The organism is Ruegeria halocynthiae (assembly GCF_900106805.1).
Lineage (GTDB): Bacteria > Pseudomonadota > Alphaproteobacteria > Rhodobacterales > Rhodobacteraceae > Ruegeria > Ruegeria halocynthiae.
The window spans coordinates 151,115-173,941 of record NZ_FNNP01000006.1 but is presented as its reverse complement, the minus strand read 5'-3'; the positions used below and the strand labels follow the sequence as shown (position 1 = coordinate 173,941).

Below are 22,827 nucleotides of genomic sequence, written 5' to 3'. Positions count from 1 at the left end.
TTACTTCACCTCGATGCCCATAGAGCGGGCCGAGCCCAGGATGATCTGCATTGCGCCTTCGACGTCGTTGGCGTTGAGATCTTTCATTTTGGCTTCGGCGATTTCGCGAACCTGCTTGCTGGTCACGGTAGCCACGGTCTCACGACCTGGGTTTTCCGCGCCACGAGGGCGGTTACGCTTGCCAACCGGCTTCAGACCGGCCGCTTTTTTCAGGTAATAAGACGCGGGCGGCGTCTTGATGTCCATGGTGAAGGACTTGTCCTGATAGTAGGTGATCACGGTCGGGCAAGGCGCGCCTTGCTCCATGTCTGCGGTCTTGGCGTTGAACGCCTTGCAGAATTCCATGATGTTGATGCCGCGCTGACCCAGCGCCGGACCAACTGGCGGCGACGGGTTCGCCTGACCTGCAGGAACCTGCAGTTTCATTGTACCAGCAAGCTTCTTGGCCATTTGGTTTTCCTTTCAACGTAGGCAGGACGCGTCCCACCCGGTTTATGTTGCGTGGTCCGATCCGGGATCGCGATCCCAGCAACCTCCCACGAGAGACTCTCGCCCGAAGACGATAGAGGCGGCATGTATAGGGGAATAGTGGTGTTGGCAAGTGGCCTGCCGCTTTACATTCCGGATTATCGAATCAAACCCCGGGTGAGTATCCACTGACCTATGGGATACACGGTGGGACAGACGCGATCGTGCCAACCATCAAGAATTCATAAGTTCAGCAAAAGCTCTTGTAAGTCGGCCAGTTGACCGAGTTTTGGTCTTAGTCTCACATTCACACTCGCTGCTGTGCTATAATCTGTGAAAATAGATTTATTGGTGGAGGTTAATTATGATCATTCGTTTGATAGTAACGCTTGGCATCGCGATATCATTCGCGGCGTCTTCTCCTCAGACCGCGCGCGCCGATGCTGGCGAAATCCTGGGCGGTGCTGTCGTTGGTGGTGTCATAGGTTACGCCATTGGTAGGGACCAGCAGAAGAAACAGCAGGCCCGGACGACAACAAGGACCACACGAACCTACCGACCAGGCATCCCGTCGACCACGCAAGGTGCGCAGACCCAGACCGCCCTCAACTATTTTGGTTATAACGCCGGACGGGTCGATGGTCAGGTCGGTCGCGGCACCCGCACGGCCATCGAACGCTATCAGGTTTCGATGGGCTATCCGGTGAACGGATACGATTTCCAGCCTTATCAGCGCGAATTCCTGATGCAGGGATATTACTGGGCGACCAGTGGTGGCCAGGCGACGACTCAACTTTCGGGTCAGCCCCTATTGATGGCTTATCGTCGACAGGTTCAGACCGGCTCTGCTCTGGCGGCCGCACCTCAGGCACCAACACCAACCGTCCCGGTTGTGGCTCCTCAAGAACCGGAGCCCGAGGCGAATTCCGCTGAAACAACAACTGCCAGTCTGCCGAGTCTGTTTTCCGGCGGGACCGGAGGCCCCTCTCTGGCCAATCGCTGTAGCGGGGTGATGCTGCAAACCTCGACCAATGGCGGTTACACAACGCTGTCGAATATGACGGATGCTGATTTTGCACTCAGCGAGCAGTTCTGCCTAGCCCGCAGCTATGCGATGGCGCGTGGCGAGGATCTGATTCAAGATATCCAGGGGCTGACACCGGATCAGATAAACGCCCAATGCAGCTCGTATGGTGAGATGTTGGCGACGCAAGTTGACGCCCTGTCGCTTAGCTCAAAAGCAGAGGCTGAAACCCAGGTTCGCAAGCTGGCACTGGATTCGGGGCTAAGCCCCGCAGACCTTGCCGCGACAAGCAAGGTTTGTCTGGCAATTGGCTACCGTCAGGACAATATGGACACTGCAGTTGGCTCTGCGCTGATGTTGGTCGCGATGGGCGAGCCTGCCTATGGCGAACTGATCGGTCACCATCTGCGCGAAGGCTTCGGAGTGCAGGAGCGCCGCGACCTTGCTATGCAATGGTATGATGCAAGCCTGACGGCACTGGACGCCGGATCACAGGCTGTCTTCCTGCCATCCCAGACCGACCGCCCGCAACTGCTGCGCGCAGCCATGGTTCAGGCGAATTAGGTCGATACGCGAAACGCGTGTAGATATTTGCAAGGCTCATGCAAACAAAACGCCGCGCAGCCTGATGCTTCGCGGTGTTTTATATAGCATTGCCGAGCCAGCTCAGCTCTATTTAGTAACTTGCATAAAACGCCGCCCCACCGAGGCTTAGGCCAAAGATCAATACGGTGGCCTGATGGCTGCACCCAACTGGTTTATATTGTGTAGTCCGATGCGGAGGCGCGATACCGGTAATTTCCAACGAAAAAATCTGGTCCGAATTTCGTTGCGGCCCTGCCCGAAGGGGCGTCGGGGATTGGCAGGTGGGTAGTCCCAATACAATGAAGTGCAAGCAAACAGTCGCTTAGCACCCAGCTTGTGGTAGGGTAAAGAACCCACTATTTCTCGTCAGATTACACCAACCAAATTCCAAAAATGCAAATTACACAGATGATCACTTCGCGAACCAATCTAGACCATGTTGGCCACTTAGAAGCTCGGATACAACTTGCACTGCGTTTTCTCGCGTTCGTTCTCGTACTGGCTGTATCTCCTGCAATGTTAAGTGCGATGGAAGAAGTAAAATACCGGAATCTAAGCCCTACCTCAGAACAGCGCCTGAACTTCGACGGACAAGGTAGAATTAAGGTAGGAACAAAAATCAAAGGCTTCGTGTTTGGCAAATGGCCTGAATTTGCGAAGACGCACCCCCCTCTCACGGTGACAAGTCTCTCTGTAATGTATGGCAAAAAACAGAACTTTGACTGGGCAAACGCTTTTCTCTTGCGCGTAGACCCCGCAAGCTATTCATGGCTAACGAATGGTGAACTGAATGGGATCGTTTCGAGATTGAACATGGGCTCCGGCGCAATCTTGTTGTCTTTCGAAGAACCTATTTGCGCATTTGGTTCTGTTTTTTCTCAAGCTGGCGCACACAATCGCCATCACCCTCATCTACGTAAACGTACAAGTTTCACATTTATTGATGAGTCCGGGTATAAGATAGACCGCTTTGACCTGCTGCCCGGCGCCTTTATTGTGGAGAGCGCCTTTCAGACGCGCGCGAGTGATAATCCAATTTGGGCCGTTGTAGTGGACGCCGAGGTGCCTTTTGCGCTTATTGAACTAGTAGCCAAACCCTGCACACTAGTCATTGACTGAATGCGGCGCGCATTCCATATCCCAAGATAAATCGGAAGAGCCAAATAGATCATGCAAAGCAAGCGTCGCGCCGCCAAAGGCACCGCAACGTCCAAAAAACCTATTTGTAAGCTAATTCAGCTCTGCTTGGTAACCTGCGTGAAATCCAACTCGACCGGCGTTTCGCGTCCAAAGATCGAAACAGAGACCTTCAGCTTCTGCGCGTCGTCGTCCACACCTTCGACCATACCGTCGAAATCTTCGAACGGGCCGTCGTTGACCTTAACCTTCTCGCCGATCTCGAAGCTGATCATCAGCTTAGGCGCGTCTTCACCTTCCTGAACGCGGTTGAGGATCTGGTTCACCTCGGCATCGCGCATCGGCATTGGACGACCCTGCGGGCCCAGAAAGCCGGTGACCCGGTTGATCGAGTTGACCAAATGGTAGCCCTGATCGGACATTTCCATATGCACCAGCACGTAACCCGGCATGAAGCGGCGTTCGGTCGTGACCTTCTTGCCGCGGCGCACTTCGATTACCTCTTCGGTGGGCACCAGAACTTCGTCGATATCGTCCTCAAGGCCCTGTTCAGCCACCGACGTGCGGATCTGCTCTGCGATCTTCTTTTCGAAATTCGAAAGAACGCTGACCGAGTACCACCGTTTCGCCATGAACCTGTCGTCCTTGTTTGCCTTTGGGTCGCGACCGCGCCCATCGTTGAAAATCTATCACGCCACCCGGAATAAAAAGCGGCGCGCAGCTCGAATCGCCGCACGCCCATTCCGAATAGTTCCGTGTCACCTACTCTGACACGGCGCGCTCTGCAAGGGGCAATGGCGATTCCACCGGCCCCGGACGGGCTTAGCCGAACGCGCCCAGAATCAGCTGCAAGCCGCCCCGAATACCCAGATCGACCAGTGCGAAGAAGACAGCCGTCAGCGCTGCCATGATAAACACCATGACCGTGGTCAGCAGCACCTCTCGCCGGGTCGGCCAGACGACCTTGGAAACTTCGGCTCGGACCTGCTGAATGAACTGGATCGGGTTTAAGGTGGCCATGAGGCTTCTATCTCTCTGCTAGCGGATGGGCCGGACATAGCCGGGCATTGAGGCAATTTCAAGGGTTGTTGACGCCCCTGTCACGGCTTGGGTTTGTCATCCCATTCGTCGCTGAGAATGCGGCGTGCATCGCCCTCGGGGTCCTCATACTGGTTCGAGCGCACGGTGTAGATAAACGCCACAAGCCCAACCCCACCCAAAAGCAGGGAAATCGGGATCAGATAGGCAAGCACTTCCATGGGATTCACCTCAATCTCAGGGCGTTCAGAGACACCGTAATCGACGAGGTAGACATCGCCAAGGCCGCGATCAGTGGTGTCGCCAAACCGGCGACAGCCAGCGGCACGGCGATTACATTATAGACGGTGGCGATACGGAAATTCTCGCGAATCCGGCGTGTCGCCATGACCGCCGTATTGCAGGCCTCGGCAATTGGCGACAGATCATTACCCAGCAATACGATATCCGACGCCACCCGCGCCGCGTCCAGCGCCGAAGCTGGAGAGATAGACACATGCGCCGCTGCCAGTGCAGCCGTATCATTCAACCCGTCGCCAACCATCAGGACATGCCGACCCTGATCGCTTAGTTCCTGCACCTTGGCGGCTTTGTCCTGGGGCAGGGCTTGGGCAATCCAGTCTTCGATGCCGAGCTTGCCTGCCAAAGCCCGCACCGCGCCTTGCGTATCGCCGGAAATCAGGATGACGTCCTTGCCCGCCGCGCGGAACGCAGCGACGGCCTCTGTCGCACCGGCGCGAAGGCTGTCCGTGAAGGCAAAGCGCAGCGGCGGGCGCGATCCAATCGCGAGCCAGGCCGTGGTCTGCTCATCATCCTCGCCATCAACCCAAGCTGCACGGCCCAAACGGACGCGCTGATCTTGAAAGAGCCCTTCAGTGCCATAGCCCGGCACTTCGAGAACGTCGCGCAGGGTGGCGGGCTTGATCCCGGCCTCGCGTGCGGCTTTTGCAAGGGCCTGCGACAAGGGGTGCGAAGACGCCTCGGCCAAGGCCAAGGCCACTTGCAGATCGCCGCGCGAATGATCACCAAGATCGGTCAACTCGGGTGCGCCAGAGGTGAGCGTGCCGGTCTTGTCGAACACCACCGTATCGACCTCGGCAAGACGCTCTAGCGCAGTAGCGTGTTTGATCAGCATCCCGTTGCGGAACAACCGACCCGAGGCGGCGGTGGTCACCGCCGGCACCGCCAGCCCCAGTGCGCAAGGGCAAGTAATGATCAGCACAGCGGCGGCGATGTTTAGCGCGGTGCGAATATCGCCGGAATAGATATACCACCCCACAAAGCTGAGCGCCGACAGTATATGCACCCCCGGCGCATAAAGCTTGGCCGCCTTGTCCGCCAGCGAGGTATAGCGTGACCGGCCCGATTCAGCGATGGCCACCAGATCCGCCATGCGGTGCAGCGACGTGTCCTCGCCAACCGCGGTGGCACGGATGGTTAACGGGCCGGTCAAATTGACCTCACCAGCACTGACATTCAGCCCCACCTCGGCAAAGACAGGAAGGGTTTCCCCGGTCAGCAGAGATCGGTCCAGTTCGGACTGGCCCGAGACAATTTCGCCATCCACCGGCATACGCCCCCCGGGGCGTACTAGAACCAGATCACCCAAATTGAGATTGACGACGGCGACCTCCTCCTCGGTCCCATCCACCAGACGAATCGCCCGAGGGACCTCGAGCGCTGTCAGTTCTTCGGCTGCGGAACGCGCAGCGGCACGGGTGCGATAATCGAGATACCGGCCCGCCAACAAAAAGAAGGTCAATGTCAGGGCGGCATCAAAATAGGCGTGTTCACCGCTAAGTGCCGTTTCCCAAATCGACGTTACCAGCGCCAAAAGGATCGCCAGAACTATCGGCACATCCATGTTCAACCGGCGCACGCGCAGCGCGCTCCAGGCATTGGTAAAGAAGGGTTGGGCCGAAAACGCAATTGCGGGCAGCGCAATCGCTGCCGAAATCCAGTGGAACATGTCGCGCGTCGCGTCGGTGGCACCAGACCAGACCGAAACCGATAACAGCATCACATTCATTGAGGCAAAGCCCGCCACCGCGAGCCGCATCAGCAGATCGCGCCCGGCCTTGTCGGATTGCGTGGCCGACAGCGCACCCGGGTCCAGTTCGTGCGCTTCAAAACCGGCGCGCTCCAGCACCGGAATCAGATCGACTGCACGAGTATCCGGAGCCGCTTTGACCATCGCGCGTTTGAGCGTCAGATTGACCCGCGCATCCTCGACACCGGGATGGGCATTTAACTCACGCTCAACAGTAGAGATACAGGCCGAACAATGGATGCCCGGCAGAGACAAGGCAATCTGCACATCCTCGGGAATTGGCCGAACCGGTTCTGCCGGGGCCGCGATGCAACCGGGACAAGCCGCCGAGGCCGGAGTGGCTTGTACTGTCATCCCTCTAGCCCTTCACATACAGCGGCACACGCTGTGCAAACTCGGCGCCGTCTTTTGCCTTGGCCACAAGGCGAATATTCCAGTTACCTTTGCCCAGCGCGGCCGGAGCAGCGTAGGTGACGCCATCAAAAGTAAAGTCAGGTGAAAAGTCATCTTTCACATGGGTTGCGCGTCCGACGACGGCCTGCAACTCAGCAACTTCAACAGGTGAACCGGTCTGGTCGGTGATGTGCACAACCAACAGCCCCCCGGTCAGCTCAGCCTTGATTTCCCAGCCCAGCGCCTGATGTTCCCGCAAACGTTCGTTGAATTCCTGGCTGGCGACGTATGAGTTCTTTACTTCCAGCCCTGGGAACGTCTTGATCGCGCTATAAGCCAGGATGAGGTTCACCGCTATGATCACACCAAAGGCCACGACAAATACCGCAAGTGCGTGTTTCCCAGTGAATTGACGTTCTGCCATCCTCAGTTTCCTCGTCCGTTGAACGTGGTGTCTTTATAGGCCCGTTCGCCACTTTCCAGATCCTCGACCCAGATACGAACCGATGTGCTGTCAGCCGCCGCAGGACCAGTGTCTTTCAAGGCCGTGATGTAGACGCGTGTCAATTGTGCCGTATCTGCTGTGACATTTACAGTGTCACCTTCGACGCCTTCGATTTCGATCTGCATCGACGGATCACCCGCAATCGTCAGTTTGAAGGGTTGATCTTCACCATGCTTGTTGCGCAGTCGAACGTCATAGGTGTTGCGGATCGTGCCGTCCGAAAGGGTCACGAAAGTCGGGTTCCGCACCGGGGCCACGGTCAGGTCGATATCCGACCGGATGAACAGGGCAAAGAGCAGGGCAAATCCGACCAGCGACCACAAAGTGGTATACAGGATCGTGCGCGGACGCAGGACGTGTTTCCACACATTCTTTGGCGGATGACCTTCGCGTTCGCGCGTCTCATCGCTTAGCGCCATATAGTCGATCAGACCACGTGGCTTGCCGATCTTGGCCATCATGTCGTCACAGGCGTCAATGCAAAGCGCACAGGTGATGCATTCCAACTGCTGCCCATCGCGGATGTCGATCCCGACCGGGCAGACATTCACGCAGGCCATACAATCAATGCAATCGCCCAGTTCGCTATCCTCTGTACGTTTTCCCTTGCCACGCGGCTCACCTCGCCATTCGCGATAGCCGACGACCAGAGTATCCTCGTCCATCATCGCAGCCTGAATGCGCGGCCATGGGCAGGCATAGATACAAATCTGTTCACGCGCGAAGCCGCCAAAAAAGAAGGTCGTCGCTGTCAAGATCAACATCGTGGTGTAAGCTACCGGATGCGCATTTCCAGTCACCAGATCACGCGCTAATGTCGGCGCGTCAGCAAAGTAAAAGACCCACGCACCGCCGGTCGCCAGCCCGATGAAGAACCAGACAACCCATTTGGTCAGCCGCAGACGCGCCTTGCGGAAATCCAGTTTTTTCTGACGATGCAACCGCAAACGCGCATTACGATCCCCCTCGATCCAGCGTTCAACGAGAATATACAGGTCAGTCCATACGGTCTGCGGGCACGCATACCCGCACCAAACGCGACCAAGCGCCGAGGTGAACAGGAACAATCCCAGCCCCGCCATGATCAAAAGCCCAGCGACGAAATAGAACTCGTGCGGCCAGATTTCGATCCAGAAGAAGTAAAAGCGCCGGTTCGCCAGATCCAGCAGGACCGCCTGATCCGGGAGGCTAGGCCCCCGATCCCACCTGAACCACGGCGTTACATAGTAGATGCCCAGTGTCACCGCCATGATGATCCACTTGAGGTTTCTGAACGGGCCTGAGACTCGTCTTGGGTAAATCGGTTCTCTGGCGGCGTAAAGGCTGGGGGTCGGGTTGGAATCGCTCACAGGCTGGCTCCGGGACTGGCTCTTCTGAGTGTGTGTTCTTCCAGATCACAAGCATAGGAACTTTGACATGGGTCAAAACGCGCATCGTACAGACACCTTTTATCACGTTTCGCGCGCCTGGCGTCTTAACCACGAGACAAAAGTTTTGACCGCAGGCCTAAGTGCCGTATTTGCCGTCACAATATGGTAACCGCGTGTATCTGGCTCGGCGTAGAGCTCGACGATTCGACCGGCCTGAATATCCTGCTCGACGAAATGTCGCACGGTGACGGTCACCCCTTGCCCGGCGCGCAAACCATCCAGCACCAGATTGCCCGGCAGTTCAGTCCGGCCTGCGCCCCGTGCCGGTCCGACGCCATGTTCTGCAAGCCATGTCGTTGCCTCGGTGGTGCCAATTTCTTCCAGCCAGGGCAATTGGGCAAGTTCGGTCGGTGTCAGAGACGACTTGCCACCCAACAGCTTGGGGGCAGCAACGATGACCACCGGCGACTGCAGCAACATTTCCGACTGGACACTGGCCCAACCGCCGGGTCCATAACGAATGGCGATATCAATACCACCCGGGCGCAGATCGACCACTTCAGCAGATGGATCGAGGATCAGGTTCACTTCGGGGTGGGTTTTGCGAAAGGCCGGAAGGCGCGGCATCAACCACGAGGCCGCAAAGGATGACGTCAGTGACACATGCACCGGCCGATCCTGACCTGATCTCGCCAGATCACCCACGGCGGCCTCCATCGCACCGAATCCCAGAAGCAGAGCTCGCGCCAGATGCTCTCCGTCCGCAGTCAGGGTCAGCGCCTTGCCGCTGCGATCCAGCAAGGCCGCACCCAGATGTGTCTCAAGCACGCGCAGCTGCTGGCTGATGGCCGCATGACTGACGTTCAACGCGGCACCAGCTTCGATGACATTACGTTTCTCGGCAAAGGCCGCAAAAGCCCTGAGCGCGGCCATCGGGGGTAGGGAAAGCCAATCCATATGTAATCCACACTTACACAACGAAACAGTAATTGAGTCGCATTCAGCGCGCCGAAGGTCAATCCTTGTGATCAGAGCCAATCTTGGACAGGAGAAAACCCATGCTGACCGTTTTTGCCAGATCCTTCATGACCGCGACCCGTATTGACGCCCCTCATATACGCGACGCGCCAAAACCCGGTCACCACAAGCGGCGCTGGCTGCCCGAAAATCATTGGTGGATAAAACATCCGCGCGCGGTGGACCTGAACGATCTTTGATACTGATTGAAGCTGTATCTGGACCGCGGCGAGGCACAGCCCTATTGTTTGAAAATCGGCACCGGCTGTTCTGGAAACGCGCGAACAGATTGAACAGCCGGTGCCTCAGCCTTCGGGCGGAAAACCGCCCGGAGGTGTTCTTTTGATCCTTACTGACCGCCACCCAACTGGTGGACATAAGCTGACACAGCGCGGACCTGCGCGTCAGTCAGGCGGGTTTCCCACGCGGGCATGACGCCAAAGCGGCTGTTGGTGACTGTTTCAGTCAACGCCTCTTCGCTACCACCAAAAAGCCAGATCGCATCGGTCAGGTTTGGCGCGCCTTGTGTGACATCACCTTTGCCATCTTCGCCATGGCACGAAGAACAGTTATCCTCAAACACAACCTTACCCGCCTGCGCCGCCGCATCGTCGGTCTGCGCATTGGTCAGAGACATGACATATTGAACCACCTGAGTGATCTCGTCATGTTCGAGGATTTCACCAAAGGCCGGCATCTCGGAATAGCGCGCATCGTCGCTTTCCTCGTTACGGATACCGTGGGCAATGGTGTACTCGATATCCTCCAGAGTACCGCCCCACAGCCATGCGTCATCCAGCAGGTTCGGGAAGCCTGGCGCACCCTGCGCACCCGAGCCATGGCACTGCGCGCACCAGGTTCGGAATACAGCGCCCCCTGCGTTGACGGCGTATTGCTGCAGCTCGGCATCCTTGGCGACGTCATCCAGCGAAGTTTCCACCAACTTGGCGTTCAAGGGCGCGTTCGCCTCTTCAAAGGCAATCATGTCTTGCTGAACCAGCTCACGCGAGGACCAGCCCAACACACCTGCCGTCGCCGAGTGAACCAGCGGCCATGCCGGGTACAGGATCGTATAGATCACCGCCCAGATGATGGTGGCGTAGAAGGTCCACAGCCACCAGCGCGGCATTGGATTGTCGAATTCCTCGATACCGTCCCAGCTATGACCCGTTGTATTCGGATCACCCGGCTGTTTATCAGGTGTCTTGCTCATTTCCTCGCCTCCTTGGATTCGGCGGGTTTGTCTTGATGCCGGAAGGGGATACTGGCGGTGTCTTTGTATTCCTTGCTGGCACCTGGGCGGAAAACCCAGATCACGATGCCAACGAAGAAGGCGAACAACAGCAGCAACATCCAGCTATCCGCGAACTGCCTGAGGAGTGTGTACTCTTCCATCACAACCCTCCTTAGCGGCTTGCGTCTGGGGTGAAGGTCGAGAAATCGACCAACGTGCCCAGCATCTGCAGATAAGCGACCAACGCATCAGCCTCGGTCAGTTCTGGCTGACCATCAAAGTTGCGCACGTTCACCTTTTCACCATAGCGCTCCAGCAGCCCATCATAGTCGCTGTCCGGGTCGGCCTGAGCGCGGAAGTCGGCTTGCGCGTTCTCCAGCATCTCGTCGGTATAGGGTGTACCGACCAGCGCATTCGCAGCCATAACATCACCGATGTATTTGCCATCAATCTTACGGTGCTCAAGGAAGCCGTATTTTGGCATCACCGATTCCGGCACAACCGACTGCGGATTGCGCAGGTGATCCACCTGCCACTGATCCGAATAGCGACCTCCCACGCGGGCCAGGTCGGGCCCGGTACGCTTGGAACCCCATTGGTGGGGGTGGTCATACATCGATTCTGCCGCCAGCGAGTAGTGGCCATAGCGTTCGACCTCATCCCGCATCGGGCGGATCATCTGGCTGTGACAGGTATAGCAACCTTCACGAATGTAGATGTCACGCCCTGCCATCTCCAAGGGGGTGTAGGGACGCATACCCTCCACCTTCTCGATGGTGTTCTCTAGGTAGAACAGCGGGGTGATCTGCACCAGGCCACCGATGGTCACGACCAGAAAGCTGAAGATCAGCAGGAGGGTCGCGTTGGTCTCGAGGATCTTATGTTTGTCGAGAATTGCCATTGCTCCGGCCCTCCCTCTATTCAGCCGGGACTGCGACGGTCAGGCTGGCCTCTTTGGCCGGCGCTTTCCGTACAGTCATCCACAGGTTGTAGCACATGATCACGGCGCCAGCTAGGAACATGACCCCACCCAGACCGCGCACCACATACATCGGGAACTTGGCGGCAACGGTGTCAGCGAACGAGTTCACCAGGAAGCCGTTGGCGTCCACCTCACGCCACATCAGGCCTTCCATGATACCGGTGACCCACATCGACGCGGCGTACAGAACGATACCGATGGTGGCGAGCCAGAAGTGCCAGCTGACCATTTGCAGCGAATAAAGACGCTCACGCTTCCACAGGACAGGAACCAGGAAGTACAGAGCACCAAAGGTGATCATGCCGTTCCAGCCCAGTGCGCCCGAGTGCACGTGACCGATGGTCCAGTCGGTGTAGTGGGAAAGGCTGTTCACGGCGCGGATTGACATCATCGGACCCTCGAAGGTCGACATGCCGTAGAAGCCGACAGCGATCACCATCATACGGATCACCGGGTCTGTGCGCAGCTTGTCCCATGCACCCGATAGGGTCATCAAACCGTTGATCATACCACCCCAGGACGGCATCCACAGCACGATCGAGAATACCATGCCCAGCGTCGAGGCCCAGTCAGGTAACGCAGTATAGTGCAGGTGGTGCGGACCGGCCCAGATATACAGGAAGATAATCGCCCAGAAGTGAATGATCGACAGCTTGTAGCTAAAGACCGGACGCTCGGCCTGTTTCGGAATGAAGTAGTACATCATGCCCAAGAAGCCGGCAGTCAGGAAGAAGCCCACGGCGTTGTGGCCATACCACCACTGGATCATGGCGTCTTGCACGCCCGACCAGACGATGACCGATTTCGATCCCCAGATGCTGACCGGAATGGTCATGTTGTTGACCAGATGCAGCATGGCAACGGTGACGATGAAGGCCAGATAGAACCAGTTGGCCACATAAATGTGGGGTTCTTTCCGTTTTACGATCGTACCCAGAAAGACCGCCAGATAAGCCACCCAGACAATGGTCAGCCACAGGTCGACATACCATTCAGGCTCGGCATATTCTTTCGACTGGGTTCCGCCCAGCAGATAGCCAGTGGCGGCCAGAACGATGAACAGCTGATAGCCCCAGAAGACGAACCATGCCAGATTACCGCCCCAAAGGCGCGCCGCACTTGTGCGCTGCACCACGTAGAACGAGGTCGCGATCAGCGCGTTACCTCCAAAGGCAAAGATGACCGCAGATGTATGCAATGGCCGTAAGCGGCCAAAATTGGCATAGCCCTGCGCCCACTCGAAGTTCAGTACCGGAAAGGCCAGCTGGAACGCAATGAAGGTTCCCGCCAAGAACCCTACCACACCCCAAAGCGCGGTCGCAATCACGCCGTAGCGGATCACGTCGTCCATGTACTCCGCCGAGCGATCTACAAGAATATCTGGCTCATCTGTGTTTCTAAGCGTCCAGATGAACAACCCGGCGGCGATAATCATCACCAGTATTGCGTGCACCTGATACGCCAAATCCCGTGCATAATTGGACCCGATGGCTGCGAACAGCACCACCAGCCCAAGCACGATCAGCTTGATGTAATTTGACATATTGCGTCCCTTTGCCATGCCCCGCGCGATTCTTCATGCCGCGCGAAACCAATTTGACTGCTTGTCGTAATGCAGTGAGGTCAATTTTGCTGCTTTGATCTGTGTCAAGACAAGCCCCTGATTTCTGTGACAGGTATTTTTCAGAAATCAAGTGCGCGATCCGCACGAGGCGGAACCAGAAATACGAGGGCTACATGGCATATAAATCCCTTCTTACAGTCATGACGGAAACCGAGCTTTCTCAAACGGCCTTGGCGCAGATCGTGGCGCTGGCGGAAGCACAGGATGCCCATGCTGAAGCACTGTGTCTTGGCGTTGATCGCAGTCAGACCGGATACTATTATGCCGGCGCCAACGCATTGATCCTGCAGGAAACCCTGAGCCGTGCCAATGCCGAATCCGATGAGATCCTTGCCTATGCCCAGACCTATTTTGGCAAGTCGGGTGTGCGGTGGTCGGCGGAAAACGGCGTGGCCCAGATCGCTGATATCGGGCGGCACGTGGCGCGTCGGGCGCGCTTCTCGGATCTCGTGATTTTGCCGCGACCCTATGGCAAAGACCGAGACGCCGAAGCCGAACCGATCGTCGAGGCCGCCATGTTCGAGGGCCACGCCCCTGTTCTTTTGATGCCTGACAACGCCAAACCGGTATCTTCTCCTAAAACCGTGATAGTGGGCTGGAATGAAAGCGTCGAGGCGATGCGAGCCATTCGCTGTGCGTTGCCATTTCTGAAGCGCGCCGAACTTGTGCGGATCGTCGTGATTGACCCGCCACGTCATGGGCCGGATCGCTCGGACCCAGGCGGGCTGCTGTCTCAGTTGCTGGCGCGGCATGGGGTGAAATGCGAAATCGACGTGCTCAGCAAGACGATGACGCGTGTTTCGGATATCCTCAACCGCCATGCAGCTGACACCGAAGCCGACATGATTGTCATGGGCGCCTATGGTCATTCGCGTTTCCGCGAAGCCATTTTGGGCGGTGCGACCCGGAATATGCTGGAACAATCCGAAGTACCGGTGTTTCTGGCTCACTGACAAACCTATAAATCCGAAAACCGCCCCCAGAAAGGGGCGGTTTTCCCTCAAGCCTTGCGGATCAGTCCGATCAGGAACAACAGGATTACCGCACCTATTGTCGCGAAGAAGATCGAAGAGAACAACCCGCCGCCAACAGCAAAGCCCAAGGCAGGAAAGATCGTGCCTGCCAAGAATGCACCGACGACCCCGACGATAATGTTGCCTATCAGGCCAAACCCGCGCCCTTCCATGATCTTTCCGGACAGCCACCCAGCAATCGCGCCGATGAAAACCATGGCCAAAACACTGCTGAAACCCATTGTAAACTCCTGATAAATTGGGACCGACGCCGGAACACTCAGTCGTCAGACCAGAAACCCGCCATCCGTATCATCACCTGCCTCTTCCATGAGGCGCCCCATATCGGGAATCGTCACATGGCGCTTGCTTTCAAGCGTAATGACCTGATCTTTCTTCAATGCGGAAATCTGCCGGCTGACGGTTTCCAGCGTCAATCCAAGATAGTCGGCCATCGCTTCGCGCGTCAGAGGCAAGTCAAACACGATCGGACCAGCCATACCGGAGTGATGTAGCGACGCATCTCTTCGCGCGATGATCGAGAGTAGACTGGCAATCTTTTCCCGCGCGGTTTTGCGTCCTAGCACCAGCATCCATTCGCGCGCCGCATCCAGCTCGTCCAGTGTCATCTGCAACAGGCGCTGCGCGATATGCGGCGTTTTAACCATCATGTCTTCGAATGGGTGTTTGCGAAAGCAGCACATCACCAGATCAGTGGTCGCAACCACGTCATACGGCGCGGTCTCACGCCCGGGGCGGCCAACAAAATCACTGGGCAGCAACAGGCCCACCATCTGCGTGCGCCCATCTTCCATCGTCTGGGTCAGAGACGCGATGCCCGACACGACCGAGCCGACAAAATTCATCGGATCGCCGGACCAGATGATCGTCTGCCCTGCCTCAAAGCTGCGATAGTACTTGATGTTCTCGAGCTCTTTCAGCTCGTCTCGTTCGCAATGCGCGCACACCGCACGATGCCGAATCGGACATTCGCCGCAATTGGTGTGGTCGAATTGGGCCTTGAGTGTCATTCGCGTTTCCATTTGATTTCGGTCAAAGTACCCTGGGCCCTCCCGCTATAGTCATATCTTTATGACACTGAAACCTCAACTGGCACGGCTTGGACTATTTGACGCGAAAGTACCGCGTTACACCAGCTATCCCACCGCACCCCACTTCAACAATGACGTAGGGGCTGACCTGTTTGGCGACTGGATTTCCGGGATTGCCCCCGGCAGTTCGATCTCGCTTTACATCCATGTACCGTTCTGTCGCCGGCTGTGCTGGTTCTGCGCCTGCCGGACACAAGGCACCCAGACAGATAACCCGGTCATTGCCTATGTGGACGTTCTGAAGGCCGAACTGGACCTGCTGGCCGCGCGTCTACCCGAAGGTGTTACATTGTCCCGGTTACACTGGGGTGGCGGCACGCCGACCTTGTTGAACGCAGACCTGATGCGCGAGCTGGCCGGGCGAATCCTCGAGATTGTCCCACTGGGCCCAGACGCCGAATTCTCGGTCGAAATTGACCCGAATGAGATTGACGAAGCCCGGCTGGATGCGCTGGCCGAGGCAGGCATGAACCGCGCGTCAATCGGTGTGCAGGATTTCGACGATGAGATTCAAAAGACCATCGGTCGTATCCAAAGCTATGATACCACCCTCGAAGCCGCCGAGATGATTCGCGCACGCGGGATTACGAGCCTGAACGCGGATATCCTCTATGGCCTGCCGCATCAGTCCAAGGCCCGCATGACCGAAAGCGTGCAAAAGCTGCTTTCTCTGAACCCGGATCGGGTTGCACTGTATGGATACGCGCATGTGCCATGGATGGCCAAGCGCCAGCAGTTGATCCCATCTGATGCGCTGCCCACGCCGGAACAACGTCTCGAGCTTTTCGAAACCGCCCGGCGTCTGTTCCTGTGGGACAACTACGCAGAAATCGGGATCGATCATTTCGCGACTCAGGACGACGGACTGACCCACGCGTTGCGCGCCGGTCAGCTGAAACGGAATTTTCAGGGCTATACGGACGATCAAGCCCCGATCCTGATCGGACTGGGCGCTAGTTCAATCTCGCGTTTCCCTCAAGGTTACGCGCAAAATGCTCCGGCAACTTCAGCCCACACCAAGGCTATCCGCGATGGGCGTTTTTCTACAACGCGTGGGCATTTGTTCAAAGGTCAGGACATTCTGCGCTCCCGCCTCATCGAAGCTTTGATGTGCGATTTCCAGATCAATTCGAACGAAATTCTGCGCGACTTCGACATTACTGCCACCGAACTGCAGCAGATGTATGCATCGGCGAACGCGACCTTCGACGGGTTACTGCGCGTGGACGAAAACGGTTTATTCATACCGCCCGAAGCGCGAGCACTGACCCGCATGATCGCTCGCAACTTTGACGCATATGACCTGAGCAAAGCCGGGCACAGTTCGGCGATATGATCCCTTCGGACAGGCCGGCCCACCGGACGGTCAGATTCGAACCTGCATGAGGGGCTTGACGCCCGCCTCTGGTTTTCTCCACACTTAAGGGGTGGGGAGCCGTATCTCTCCGCCGCCTGAGGCAGGCCGAGTACCAGATAGACCGTGCCGACGCTTTCGCGTTCGACAGCCCATTTCGTGCAGCCAAGTTGCAACTGAAAGAGGGACAACACCTATGCGCGTTTTCACCGTCCTCGGCCCCAGCCAATCGGGCAAATCCACCTTGGTCGAAACGATCAGCCGCCTCGACGGGCGGCCGACCACATTCGATGTCGCCGGAACCGTGCATCTGCACGGTTTTTCTTATTTGGACGAGCCTTGGTGCGCGGTGGACGTGGACGGAGGCGGCGATGCGCTGGCCTATGTCGGCCCGGCTATGGCGATCTCGGACGCGGCGGTGATCGTGGTCCCCCCCGATCCGGACGCCGCTGTCCTGTGTGCCCCTTATCTGAGACTGGTAGAAGAGGCAGGCATTCCCAGTTTTCTCTTCATCAACCGTATGGACAGCCCGAATGGCCGCATACGCGATATCGTTGCCGCGCTTCAGACCTATTGCACTTACCACATCGCCTTGCGTCAGGTTCCGATCCGCGAGGGGGATGCCATCGTCGGTGCTGTCGACCTGATCTCGGAACGCGCGTGGAAGTATCAGGAGGGTCAACCTTCGGCCCTGATCGAATTGCCGCAATCGGTCGAGGACCGCGAACAGGAAGCCCGAACCGAGCTGTTGGAGACCCTGTCAGATTTTGATGACAATCTTTTGGAGCAGTTGATCGAGGATAAGCAGCCACCCAGCGAAGAGGTCTATGAGCTGGCCGCGCAGGTTCTGCAAAACCACCAGCTGATCCCGGCCTGTCTGGGTGCAGCCAGCCATGGCAACGGTTTGACCCGGTTGATGAAAGCCCTGCGCCATGAAGCGCCGGAATTCAACATCGCAGCCGATCGGGATGAGGCCGAAGGCTCGGCGCGCGCAATTGCAGGCTTTGCCGATGTGAAAAAGCATATCGGCAAGATTACTGTATTGCGCGGTCTGGGCGATGGGGTCAAAGCGCACGAAACATTGGGCGGCGAAACCGTCGGAAATCTGACCACACTGGACGCCAAGACCCAGATCGGCGCGCTGGAGGCCGGGCAGATTGGCCTGGCAGTCAAATCAGATCACCTCAACCCCGGTTTCATCTATGACAGCGCTGCAGCAACGGCGCTGCCAGAATGGGCCTCTTCACATCCTGCCGCGCATCGTCAAGTCGTCTCACCTGCGCATGAACGCGACGATGTGCGCCTATCGAACGCGCTGACCCGGTTGGTTGAAATCGACCCCGGTCTGCATCTGGTACAGGACGATTTGAGCGGTCATTCCATCCTAAGCTCACAAGGCCCGCAGCACATGCGCCGCGTGACGGCCAAACTCGACGAAGATTTCGGGATCGAGATTGAGGCGGAAACCGCTGGAACCGCTTATCGCGAAACCATCCGTTCGAAGGTTGAGTATCGCCACCGCCATCGCAAACAATCCGGCGGTGCGGGTCAATTTGCCGATGTGGTTCTTACGATTGCGCCTCTGCCACGTGGATCAGGGTTTCAGTTCGAAGAAGTTGTCAAGGGTGGCGCGGTGCCTCGAAACTACATTCCTTCGGTGGAACACGGGGCAAAGGACGCTCTGATCGAAGGCCCCGAAGGTTTCCCTGTGGTGGACGTCAAAGTGACGCTCAGCGACGGCAAGCATCATAATGTGGACAGCTCTGACTATGCCTTCCGCATGGCTGGCAAAAACGCAGTGCGCGAAGCGCTATCCGAGGCGAAACCGGTCGTCCTGCAACCGATCCTGAACGCCGAGATTCACCTGCCGTCGACTTTTGTCGGCGATCTGGTCCCGACGATCAGTTCGCTGCAGGGTCAAGTTTTGGGTTTCGAAGGCAACCCGAACGCCTCAGGTTGGGAAATCTTCAACGCTCAGCTTCCGGCCGTAGCTGAGGACGAGTTGCATCGAACCCTCGCCAGCGCCACCCGTGGTACTGGCTGGGTCAAGCTGAAGTTCGATCATTATGAAGAGTTGCGCGGCCCCGTCCCCGCATCAGCCAAAAACAAGGAAATGGCCTGAGGCCGAAGGCGCGGGCTGCCTGTCAGCCCGCTGCCGCGATCAATTCACGTGTGTAATCGGTTTGGGCGTGTTCGAATAAATCTTCAGCAGTACCCATCTCGACCACATCACCGTTGCGCATGACGATGACGTTATGGGACATCGCGCGCACGACTTTCAGGTCGTGGCTGATGAACAGATAGGCCAACCCGTATTTCCGTTGCAGATCACGCAGCAGGTCAACGATCTGCACCTGCACCGTCATATCCAACGCGCTTGTCGGCTCGTCCAGCACCAGCAGCTTTGGCCGCAACACCATGGCGCGCGCGATGGCGATCCGCTGGCGCTGCCCGCCCGAAAACTCGTGCGGGTAGCGATCCATCGCGGCAGGATCCAGCCCAACTTCGGTCATCACTTCGGCCACCAACTCGCGCGGGGCGCGATGCGGGTCGACATTGTGGATGGCTAGCCCTTCGGCGATGATCTGCATACAGGTCAAACGAGGGCTGAGGCTGCCAAACGGGTCCTGAAACACGATCTGCATGTCCTTACGCAGCCGCCGCAACTCGCGCGTGGACCAGCGTCGCACGTCCTGATCCCGAAAGGTAATCCCACCCTCGGACGCGATCAGCCGCATGATGGCCAGCGCCAGCGTCGTCTTGCCCGAGCCACTCTCGCCGACGATCCCAAGCGTTTCGCCCGCGCGGACGCTGAGCGTCGCGTCATTGACAGCCTTCACATACCCAACGGTTCGTTTGAGAAAGCCACGTTGGATCGGGAACCAGACCTTCAGGTGATCGGTGCGCGCAACCTCTTCGGCGTCCGCGGCCACCGCGCCGGGTTGCCCGGAAGGCTCTGCCGCCAGCAGTTTGCGCGTATAGGGGTGCTGCGGGTTGTCAAAAATCTCGGATGTCGCTCCGGTTTCAACGATCTCACCATCCTTCATCACGCAAACCCGATCGGCGATGCGCCGCACAATTCCAAGGTCATGAGTGATGAACAGCATCCCCATGTTCTCAGCTTTTTGCAACTCGGCCAGCAGCTCCAGAATCTGAGCTTGTATCGTGACGTCCAGCGCAGTTGTGGGTTCATCCGCGATCAGGATGTCCGGCTTGTTGGCCAGCGCCATGGCAATCATCACGCGCTGACGCTGCCCGCCCGACAACTGGTGCGGATAGCTATCCAGACGTTCCTCGGGGTCGCGGATGCCGACCTTGGTCAGCAGTTCCACAATCCTGTCTCGGGCAATGTCGCCACTCACACCCTGATGAAGTGCCAGAGACTCCGCCAACTGTTTCTGGATGGTGTGCAGCGGGTTGAGCGAGGTCATCGGCTCTTGAAAGATAAAGCTGATATCGTTGCCACGCACGTCCATCAGCCTGTCTTCGGTCGCATCGATCATCTCTTGCCCGTCATAAGTGACCGAGCCCTCGACAATTGCGCTATCGCCCAACAGCGACACGGTGCTAAGCGCCGTCACAGATTTGCCTGAACCTGATTCTCCGACCAGAGCCACCGTTTCACCCCGATCCACGGTAAAGGACACGCCCTTTACTGCGGCAGAAACCTGCCCGTCCTGCCGAAACGAGACCTTGAGGTTGTTCACATCCAAAAGGCTCATGAGAAGGTCTTTCTGGGATCAAACGCATCCCGCACGCCTTCGAAAATGAAGACCAGCAGCGACAACATGATGGCAAAAGTGAAGAAGGCGGTGAAGGCCAGCCAAGGCGCTTGCAAGTTCTGTTTTGCCTGCAAAGTCAGCTCTCCGAGCGAGGGGGCCGAGGACGGCAGACCAAAGCCAAGGAAGTCCAGCGACGCCAGTCCACCAATAGTGCCAGTCACGATGAACGGCATAAAAGTCAGCGTAGCGACCATCGCGTTGGGCAACATGTGGCGGAACATGATCGTCATATTACCCACGCCCAGCGCCCGCGCGGCACGAACATATTCCAAGTTGCGCGCCCGCAGGAATTCGGCGCGCACGACGCCCACCAACCCGGTCCAACTGAACAGGATCATCAGGATGACCAATAGCCAGAAACTTCGACCCAAAATGGCGAACATGATGATGATCACATAGAGCGAGGGGGTAGACGACCAGATCTCGATGATGCGTTGAAAAATCAGATCCAGCCAGCCGCCGAAAAAGCCCTGAATAGCGCCGGCGAAAATGCCGATCAGACTGGCGGCGCCAGTCACAATCAACGTGAACAGGATCGACAGACGGAATCCGTAAATTACCCGAGCCAGCACATCGCGCTTGGTGTCATCAGTACCGAGCAGATTCTGGCCATTGGGCGGCAGGGGCGCCGCGCCGGGCCGATCCACGCTGGTATTGAATGAATAAGGGATTAGAGGCCAGACAGCCCAGCCTCGTTCAAAGCCTTCGGCCTCGAAAGTGCCTGCCCTGATCTCATCGATGATGCCTTCGGGGTCGTCGAAACACTCTTCCAGCCCGCCACTGTCGATCAGACACTTGACCTCGGGGTCGCGATAGATCGCCTCGGTTTGGAAATCGCCGCCGAACTCCGTTTCGGCATAGAAATTGAACACGGGTGTATAGAATTCACCCCGGTAATTCACCAGGATCGGTTTGTCGTTGGCGATGAATTCGGCGAACAGCGACAGACCAAACAGGATCGAAAATACGATCAGCGACCAGAACGCTCGACCATTGCGTCGGAAATTGCGCCAACGGCGCTGGTTGAGAGGGGAAAGTGCCATTTACCCCTCCCGCTTTTCAAAATCGATGCGTGGGTCAACCAGCACATACATCAGGTCACTAATGATGCCGACGACCAGCCCCATCAAGCCAAAGATGAACAGCGTGCCAAAGATCACCGGATAGTCGCGTGCTACGGCTGCCTCAAAGCCCAATCTGCCCAGACCATCCAGCGAGAAGATCGTCTCGATAATGATCGAGCCTCCGAAAAACACGCCAATGAACACCGCCGGAAAGCCCGCGATCACAATCAGCATCGCGTTGCGGAAGACATGGCCGTAGAGCACCTTTTGCTCACTCAGCCCCTTAGCACGAGCGGTCATGACATATTGCTTTTTGATCTCATCCAGAAACGAGTTCTTGGTCAGCAGGGTCAGCGTCGCAAAGGCCGAGATCGTCAGCGCGATGATCGGCAGGGCAATGTGCCAGAAATAATCCACGATCTTGCCGACAAGGCTGAGGCTGTCCCAATTGTCAGACGTAAGCCCACGCAGCGGGAAAACCTGCCAATAGGACCCACCCGCGAACAGCACCAGCAGCAGAATGGCGAATAGGAAACCGGGGATCGCGTAGGCCACGATGATCGCGCCGCTGGTCCAAGTATCGAAACTCGACCCGTCTTTGATCGCCTTTCGAATTCCCAGCGGGATCGAAACCAGATACGCGATCAGGGTCGACCACAGGCCGAGCGAGATCGACACTGGCATCTTCTCGAGCACCAGATCGATCACGCTGATCGATCGGAAATAGCTTTCACCAAAATCCAGCGTCAGATAGTTGCCCAGCATGCCCAGAAAGCGTTCGAGCGGCGGTTTGTCGAAGCCAAACTCTTTCTCTAGCTCAGCAATGAATTCAGGCGGCAAGCCACGTGCGCCTACATATTTGTCATCAAAACCCCCGCCTGCAGGTTCGGCCCCTGCGCCAGCATCACCGCCACCGGCAAACCCGGCGAAGACATCACCCTGACCTTCGATCTGCGCGATGATTTGTTCGACTGGACCACCGGGTACAAATTGCACCAGCGTGAAGTTGACAATCATGATGCCCAGAAGGGTCGGTATGACCAGCAACAGGCGTCTTAGAATATAGGCGCCCATG

At 57.3% G+C, this 22,827-nt stretch carries 23 protein-coding genes; 6 read left to right on the top strand and 17 right to left on the bottom strand.

Annotation, left to right across the window (positions count from 1 at the left end; genetic code table 11):
- Positions 1-450: a 50S ribosomal protein L11 gene (gene rplK, locus BLU89_RS15570; RefSeq protein WP_037314971.1), complete on the bottom strand. Its 450-nt coding sequence runs from the start codon at positions 448-450 to the stop codon at positions 1-3.
- A gap of 382 nt (positions 451-832) precedes the next feature.
- On the opposite strand from rplK, the gene BLU89_RS15565 reads away from it, so the two are divergent.
- Positions 833-2,056, top strand: coding sequence for a peptidoglycan-binding domain-containing protein (locus BLU89_RS15565; protein WP_074737766.1), 1,224 nt, complete (start codon positions 833-835; stop codon positions 2,054-2,056).
- Positions 2,057-2,605: 549 nt separating this feature from the next.
- On the top strand, positions 2,606-3,196 hold the full coding sequence (locus BLU89_RS15560; protein WP_143030592.1) for a hypothetical protein: 591 nt from the start codon (positions 2,606-2,608) through the stop codon (positions 3,194-3,196).
- Positions 3,197-3,312: 116 nt separating this feature from the next.
- Here the strand turns inward: BLU89_RS15560 and nusG are convergent, their stop codons facing one another.
- The 7 genes from nusG to BLU89_RS15525 form a co-directional block, all read right to left on the bottom strand.
- The gene (gene nusG, locus BLU89_RS15555) at positions 3,313-3,846 is read right to left on the bottom strand and encodes a transcription termination/antitermination protein NusG (protein WP_074737764.1); all 534 of its coding nucleotides are present in this window, start codon (positions 3,844-3,846) and stop codon (positions 3,313-3,315) included.
- Positions 3,847-4,036: 190 nt separating this feature from the next.
- Positions 4,037-4,234 (bottom strand): preprotein translocase subunit SecE, encoded by a 198-nt coding sequence (gene secE / locus BLU89_RS15550; RefSeq protein WP_074737763.1) that lies wholly within the window; start codon positions 4,232-4,234, stop codon positions 4,037-4,039.
- A gap of 80 nt (positions 4,235-4,314) precedes the next feature.
- Positions 4,315-4,473, bottom strand: a complete 159-nt coding sequence (gene ccoS, locus BLU89_RS15545) for a cbb3-type cytochrome oxidase assembly protein CcoS (protein ID WP_074737762.1) — start codon at positions 4,471-4,473, stop codon at positions 4,315-4,317.
- A gap of 5 nt (positions 4,474-4,478) precedes the next feature.
- Complete coding sequence (locus BLU89_RS15540; RefSeq protein ID WP_074737761.1) at positions 4,479-6,656, bottom strand: heavy metal translocating P-type ATPase; 2,178 nt, start codon at positions 6,654-6,656, stop codon at positions 4,479-4,481.
- 4 nt (positions 6,657-6,660) lie between these two features.
- The gene (locus BLU89_RS15535; protein ID WP_074737760.1) at positions 6,661-7,119 is read right to left on the bottom strand and encodes a FixH family protein; all 459 of its coding nucleotides are present in this window, start codon (positions 7,117-7,119) and stop codon (positions 6,661-6,663) included.
- A 2-nt stretch (positions 7,120-7,121) separates the two neighbouring features.
- A complete protein-coding gene (ccoG, locus tag BLU89_RS15530; protein ID WP_074737759.1) occupies positions 7,122-8,549 on the bottom strand; it encodes a cytochrome c oxidase accessory protein CcoG in 1,428 nt (475 codons plus the stop codon).
- 102 nt (positions 8,550-8,651) lie between these two features.
- Positions 8,652-9,527 carry a LysR family transcriptional regulator gene (locus BLU89_RS15525; protein WP_074737758.1) on the bottom strand — a complete coding sequence of 292 codons (876 nt, stop codon included), beginning with the start codon at positions 9,525-9,527 and terminating at the stop codon, positions 8,652-8,654.
- A 101-nt stretch (positions 9,528-9,628) separates the two neighbouring features.
- Between BLU89_RS15525 and BLU89_RS21580 the strand changes: the two genes are divergently transcribed.
- Positions 9,629-9,787 (top strand): hypothetical protein, encoded by a 159-nt coding sequence (locus tag BLU89_RS21580; RefSeq protein ID WP_176797714.1) that lies wholly within the window; start codon positions 9,629-9,631, stop codon positions 9,785-9,787.
- A gap of 149 nt (positions 9,788-9,936) precedes the next feature.
- Here the strand turns inward: BLU89_RS21580 and ccoP are convergent, their stop codons facing one another.
- The 4 genes from ccoP to ccoN are packed head-to-tail and all read right to left on the bottom strand — an operon-like array spanning position 9,937 to position 13,346.
- Complete coding sequence (gene ccoP / locus BLU89_RS15520) at positions 9,937-10,800, bottom strand: cytochrome-c oxidase, cbb3-type subunit III (protein ID WP_074737757.1); 864 nt, start codon at positions 10,798-10,800, stop codon at positions 9,937-9,939.
- The gene (locus BLU89_RS15515; RefSeq protein WP_074737756.1) at positions 10,797-10,982 is read right to left on the bottom strand and encodes a CcoQ/FixQ family Cbb3-type cytochrome c oxidase assembly chaperone; all 186 of its coding nucleotides are present in this window, start codon (positions 10,980-10,982) and stop codon (positions 10,797-10,799) included. Before BLU89_RS15515 ends, ccoP begins: the two co-directional genes overlap by 4 nt.
- Before the next feature lie 11 nt (positions 10,983-10,993).
- Entirely contained in the window at positions 10,994-11,722 is a 729-nt protein-coding gene (gene ccoO / locus BLU89_RS15510) for a cytochrome-c oxidase, cbb3-type subunit II (RefSeq protein WP_074737755.1), read from the bottom strand.
- Between the two features lie 16 nt (positions 11,723-11,738).
- Entirely contained in the window at positions 11,739-13,346 is a 1,608-nt protein-coding gene (ccoN, locus tag BLU89_RS15505; RefSeq protein WP_074737786.1) for a cytochrome-c oxidase, cbb3-type subunit I, read from the bottom strand.
- A 194-nt stretch (positions 13,347-13,540) separates the two neighbouring features.
- Here ccoN and BLU89_RS15500 point away from each other — a divergent pair, with 194 nt between their 5' ends.
- Positions 13,541-14,380, top strand: a complete 840-nt coding sequence (locus BLU89_RS15500; RefSeq protein WP_074737754.1) for a universal stress protein — start codon at positions 13,541-13,543, stop codon at positions 14,378-14,380.
- 47 nt (positions 14,381-14,427) lie between these two features.
- Here BLU89_RS15500 and BLU89_RS15495 read toward each other — a convergent pair whose 3' ends face one another.
- Positions 14,428-14,682, bottom strand: coding sequence for a GlsB/YeaQ/YmgE family stress response membrane protein (locus BLU89_RS15495; RefSeq protein WP_074737753.1), 255 nt, complete (start codon positions 14,680-14,682; stop codon positions 14,428-14,430).
- 45 nt (positions 14,683-14,727) lie between these two features.
- Entirely contained in the window at positions 14,728-15,471 is a 744-nt protein-coding gene (fnrL, locus tag BLU89_RS15490; RefSeq protein WP_074737752.1) for a transcriptional regulator FnrL, read from the bottom strand.
- A gap of 61 nt (positions 15,472-15,532) precedes the next feature.
- Between fnrL and hemN the strand changes: the two genes are divergently transcribed.
- Both hemN and BLU89_RS15480 read left to right on the top strand, forming a co-directional pair.
- Complete coding sequence (hemN, locus tag BLU89_RS15485; protein WP_074737751.1) at positions 15,533-16,888, top strand: oxygen-independent coproporphyrinogen III oxidase; 1,356 nt, start codon at positions 15,533-15,535, stop codon at positions 16,886-16,888.
- A gap of 214 nt (positions 16,889-17,102) precedes the next feature.
- Entirely contained in the window at positions 17,103-19,028 is a 1,926-nt protein-coding gene (locus BLU89_RS15480; protein ID WP_074737750.1) for an elongation factor G, read from the top strand.
- A 22-nt stretch (positions 19,029-19,050) separates the two neighbouring features.
- Here BLU89_RS15480 and BLU89_RS15475 read toward each other — a convergent pair whose 3' ends face one another.
- Genes BLU89_RS15475 through BLU89_RS15465 form a run of 3 tightly spaced genes read right to left on the bottom strand, consistent with a single transcriptional unit; the run spans position 19,051 to position 22,826 of the window.
- On the bottom strand, positions 19,051-20,628 hold the full coding sequence (locus BLU89_RS15475) for an ABC transporter ATP-binding protein (RefSeq protein ID WP_074737749.1): 1,578 nt from the start codon (positions 20,626-20,628) through the stop codon (positions 19,051-19,053).
- Positions 20,625-21,731 (bottom strand): ABC transporter permease, encoded by a 1,107-nt coding sequence (locus BLU89_RS15470; protein WP_074737748.1) that lies wholly within the window; start codon positions 21,729-21,731, stop codon positions 20,625-20,627. The genes BLU89_RS15475 and BLU89_RS15470 overlap by 4 nt, the downstream gene beginning before the upstream one ends.
- Positions 21,732-22,826 carry a microcin C ABC transporter permease YejB gene (locus tag BLU89_RS15465; RefSeq protein WP_074737747.1) on the bottom strand — a complete coding sequence of 365 codons (1,095 nt, stop codon included), beginning with the start codon at positions 22,824-22,826 and terminating at the stop codon, positions 21,732-21,734.
- Between the last annotated feature and the right edge of the window lies 1 nt (position 22,827).

What these genes read in the sequence shown, in the direction of transcription:
- rplK (WP_037314971.1), bottom strand. Translation starts at nt 450, where the DNA reads ATGGCCAAGAAGCTTGCTGGTACAATGAAACTGCAGGTTCCTGCAGGT.
- BLU89_RS15565 (WP_074737766.1), top strand. Translation starts at nt 833, where the DNA reads ATGATCATTCGTTTGATAGTAACGCTTGGCATCGCGATATCATTCGCG.
- BLU89_RS15560 (WP_143030592.1), top strand. Translation starts at nt 2,606, where the DNA reads ATGGAAGAAGTAAAATACCGGAATCTAAGCCCTACCTCAGAACAGCGC.
- nusG (WP_074737764.1), bottom strand. Translation starts at nt 3,846, where the DNA reads ATGGCGAAACGGTGGTACTCGGTCAGCGTTCTTTCGAATTTCGAAAAG.
- secE (WP_074737763.1), bottom strand. Translation starts at nt 4,234, where the DNA reads ATGGCCACCTTAAACCCGATCCAGTTCATTCAGCAGGTCCGAGCCGAA.
- ccoS (WP_074737762.1), bottom strand. Translation starts at nt 4,473, where the DNA reads ATGGAAGTGCTTGCCTATCTGATCCCGATTTCCCTGCTTTTGGGTGGG.
- BLU89_RS15540 (WP_074737761.1), bottom strand. Translation starts at nt 6,656, where the DNA reads ATGACAGTACAAGCCACTCCGGCCTCGGCGGCTTGTCCCGGTTGCATC.
- BLU89_RS15535 (WP_074737760.1), bottom strand. Translation starts at nt 7,119, where the DNA reads ATGGCAGAACGTCAATTCACTGGGAAACACGCACTTGCGGTATTTGTC.
- BLU89_RS15525 (WP_074737758.1), bottom strand. Translation starts at nt 9,527, where the DNA reads ATGGATTGGCTTTCCCTACCCCCGATGGCCGCGCTCAGGGCTTTTGCG.
- BLU89_RS21580 (WP_176797714.1), top strand. Translation starts at nt 9,629, where the DNA reads ATGCTGACCGTTTTTGCCAGATCCTTCATGACCGCGACCCGTATTGAC.
- ccoP (WP_074737757.1), bottom strand. Translation starts at nt 10,800, where the DNA reads ATGAGCAAGACACCTGATAAACAGCCGGGTGATCCGAATACAACGGGT.
- BLU89_RS15515 (WP_074737756.1), bottom strand. Translation starts at nt 10,982, where the DNA reads ATGGAAGAGTACACACTCCTCAGGCAGTTCGCGGATAGCTGGATGTTG.
- ccoO (WP_074737755.1), bottom strand. Translation starts at nt 11,722, where the DNA reads ATGGCAATTCTCGACAAACATAAGATCCTCGAGACCAACGCGACCCTC.
- ccoN (WP_074737786.1), bottom strand. Translation starts at nt 13,346, where the DNA reads ATGTCAAATTACATCAAGCTGATCGTGCTTGGGCTGGTGGTGCTGTTC.
- BLU89_RS15500 (WP_074737754.1), top strand. Translation starts at nt 13,541, where the DNA reads ATGGCATATAAATCCCTTCTTACAGTCATGACGGAAACCGAGCTTTCT.
- BLU89_RS15495 (WP_074737753.1), bottom strand. Translation starts at nt 14,682, where the DNA reads ATGGGTTTCAGCAGTGTTTTGGCCATGGTTTTCATCGGCGCGATTGCT.
- fnrL (WP_074737752.1), bottom strand. Translation starts at nt 15,471, where the DNA reads ATGACACTCAAGGCCCAATTCGACCACACCAATTGCGGCGAATGTCCG.
- hemN (WP_074737751.1), top strand. Translation starts at nt 15,533, where the DNA reads ATGACACTGAAACCTCAACTGGCACGGCTTGGACTATTTGACGCGAAA.
- BLU89_RS15480 (WP_074737750.1), top strand. Translation starts at nt 17,103, where the DNA reads ATGCGCGTTTTCACCGTCCTCGGCCCCAGCCAATCGGGCAAATCCACC.
- BLU89_RS15475 (WP_074737749.1), bottom strand. Translation starts at nt 20,628, where the DNA reads ATGAGCCTTTTGGATGTGAACAACCTCAAGGTCTCGTTTCGGCAGGAC.
- BLU89_RS15470 (WP_074737748.1), bottom strand. Translation starts at nt 21,731, where the DNA reads ATGGCACTTTCCCCTCTCAACCAGCGCCGTTGGCGCAATTTCCGACGC.
- BLU89_RS15465 (WP_074737747.1), bottom strand. Translation starts at nt 22,826, where the DNA reads ATGGGCGCCTATATTCTAAGACGCCTGTTGCTGGTCATACCGACCCTT.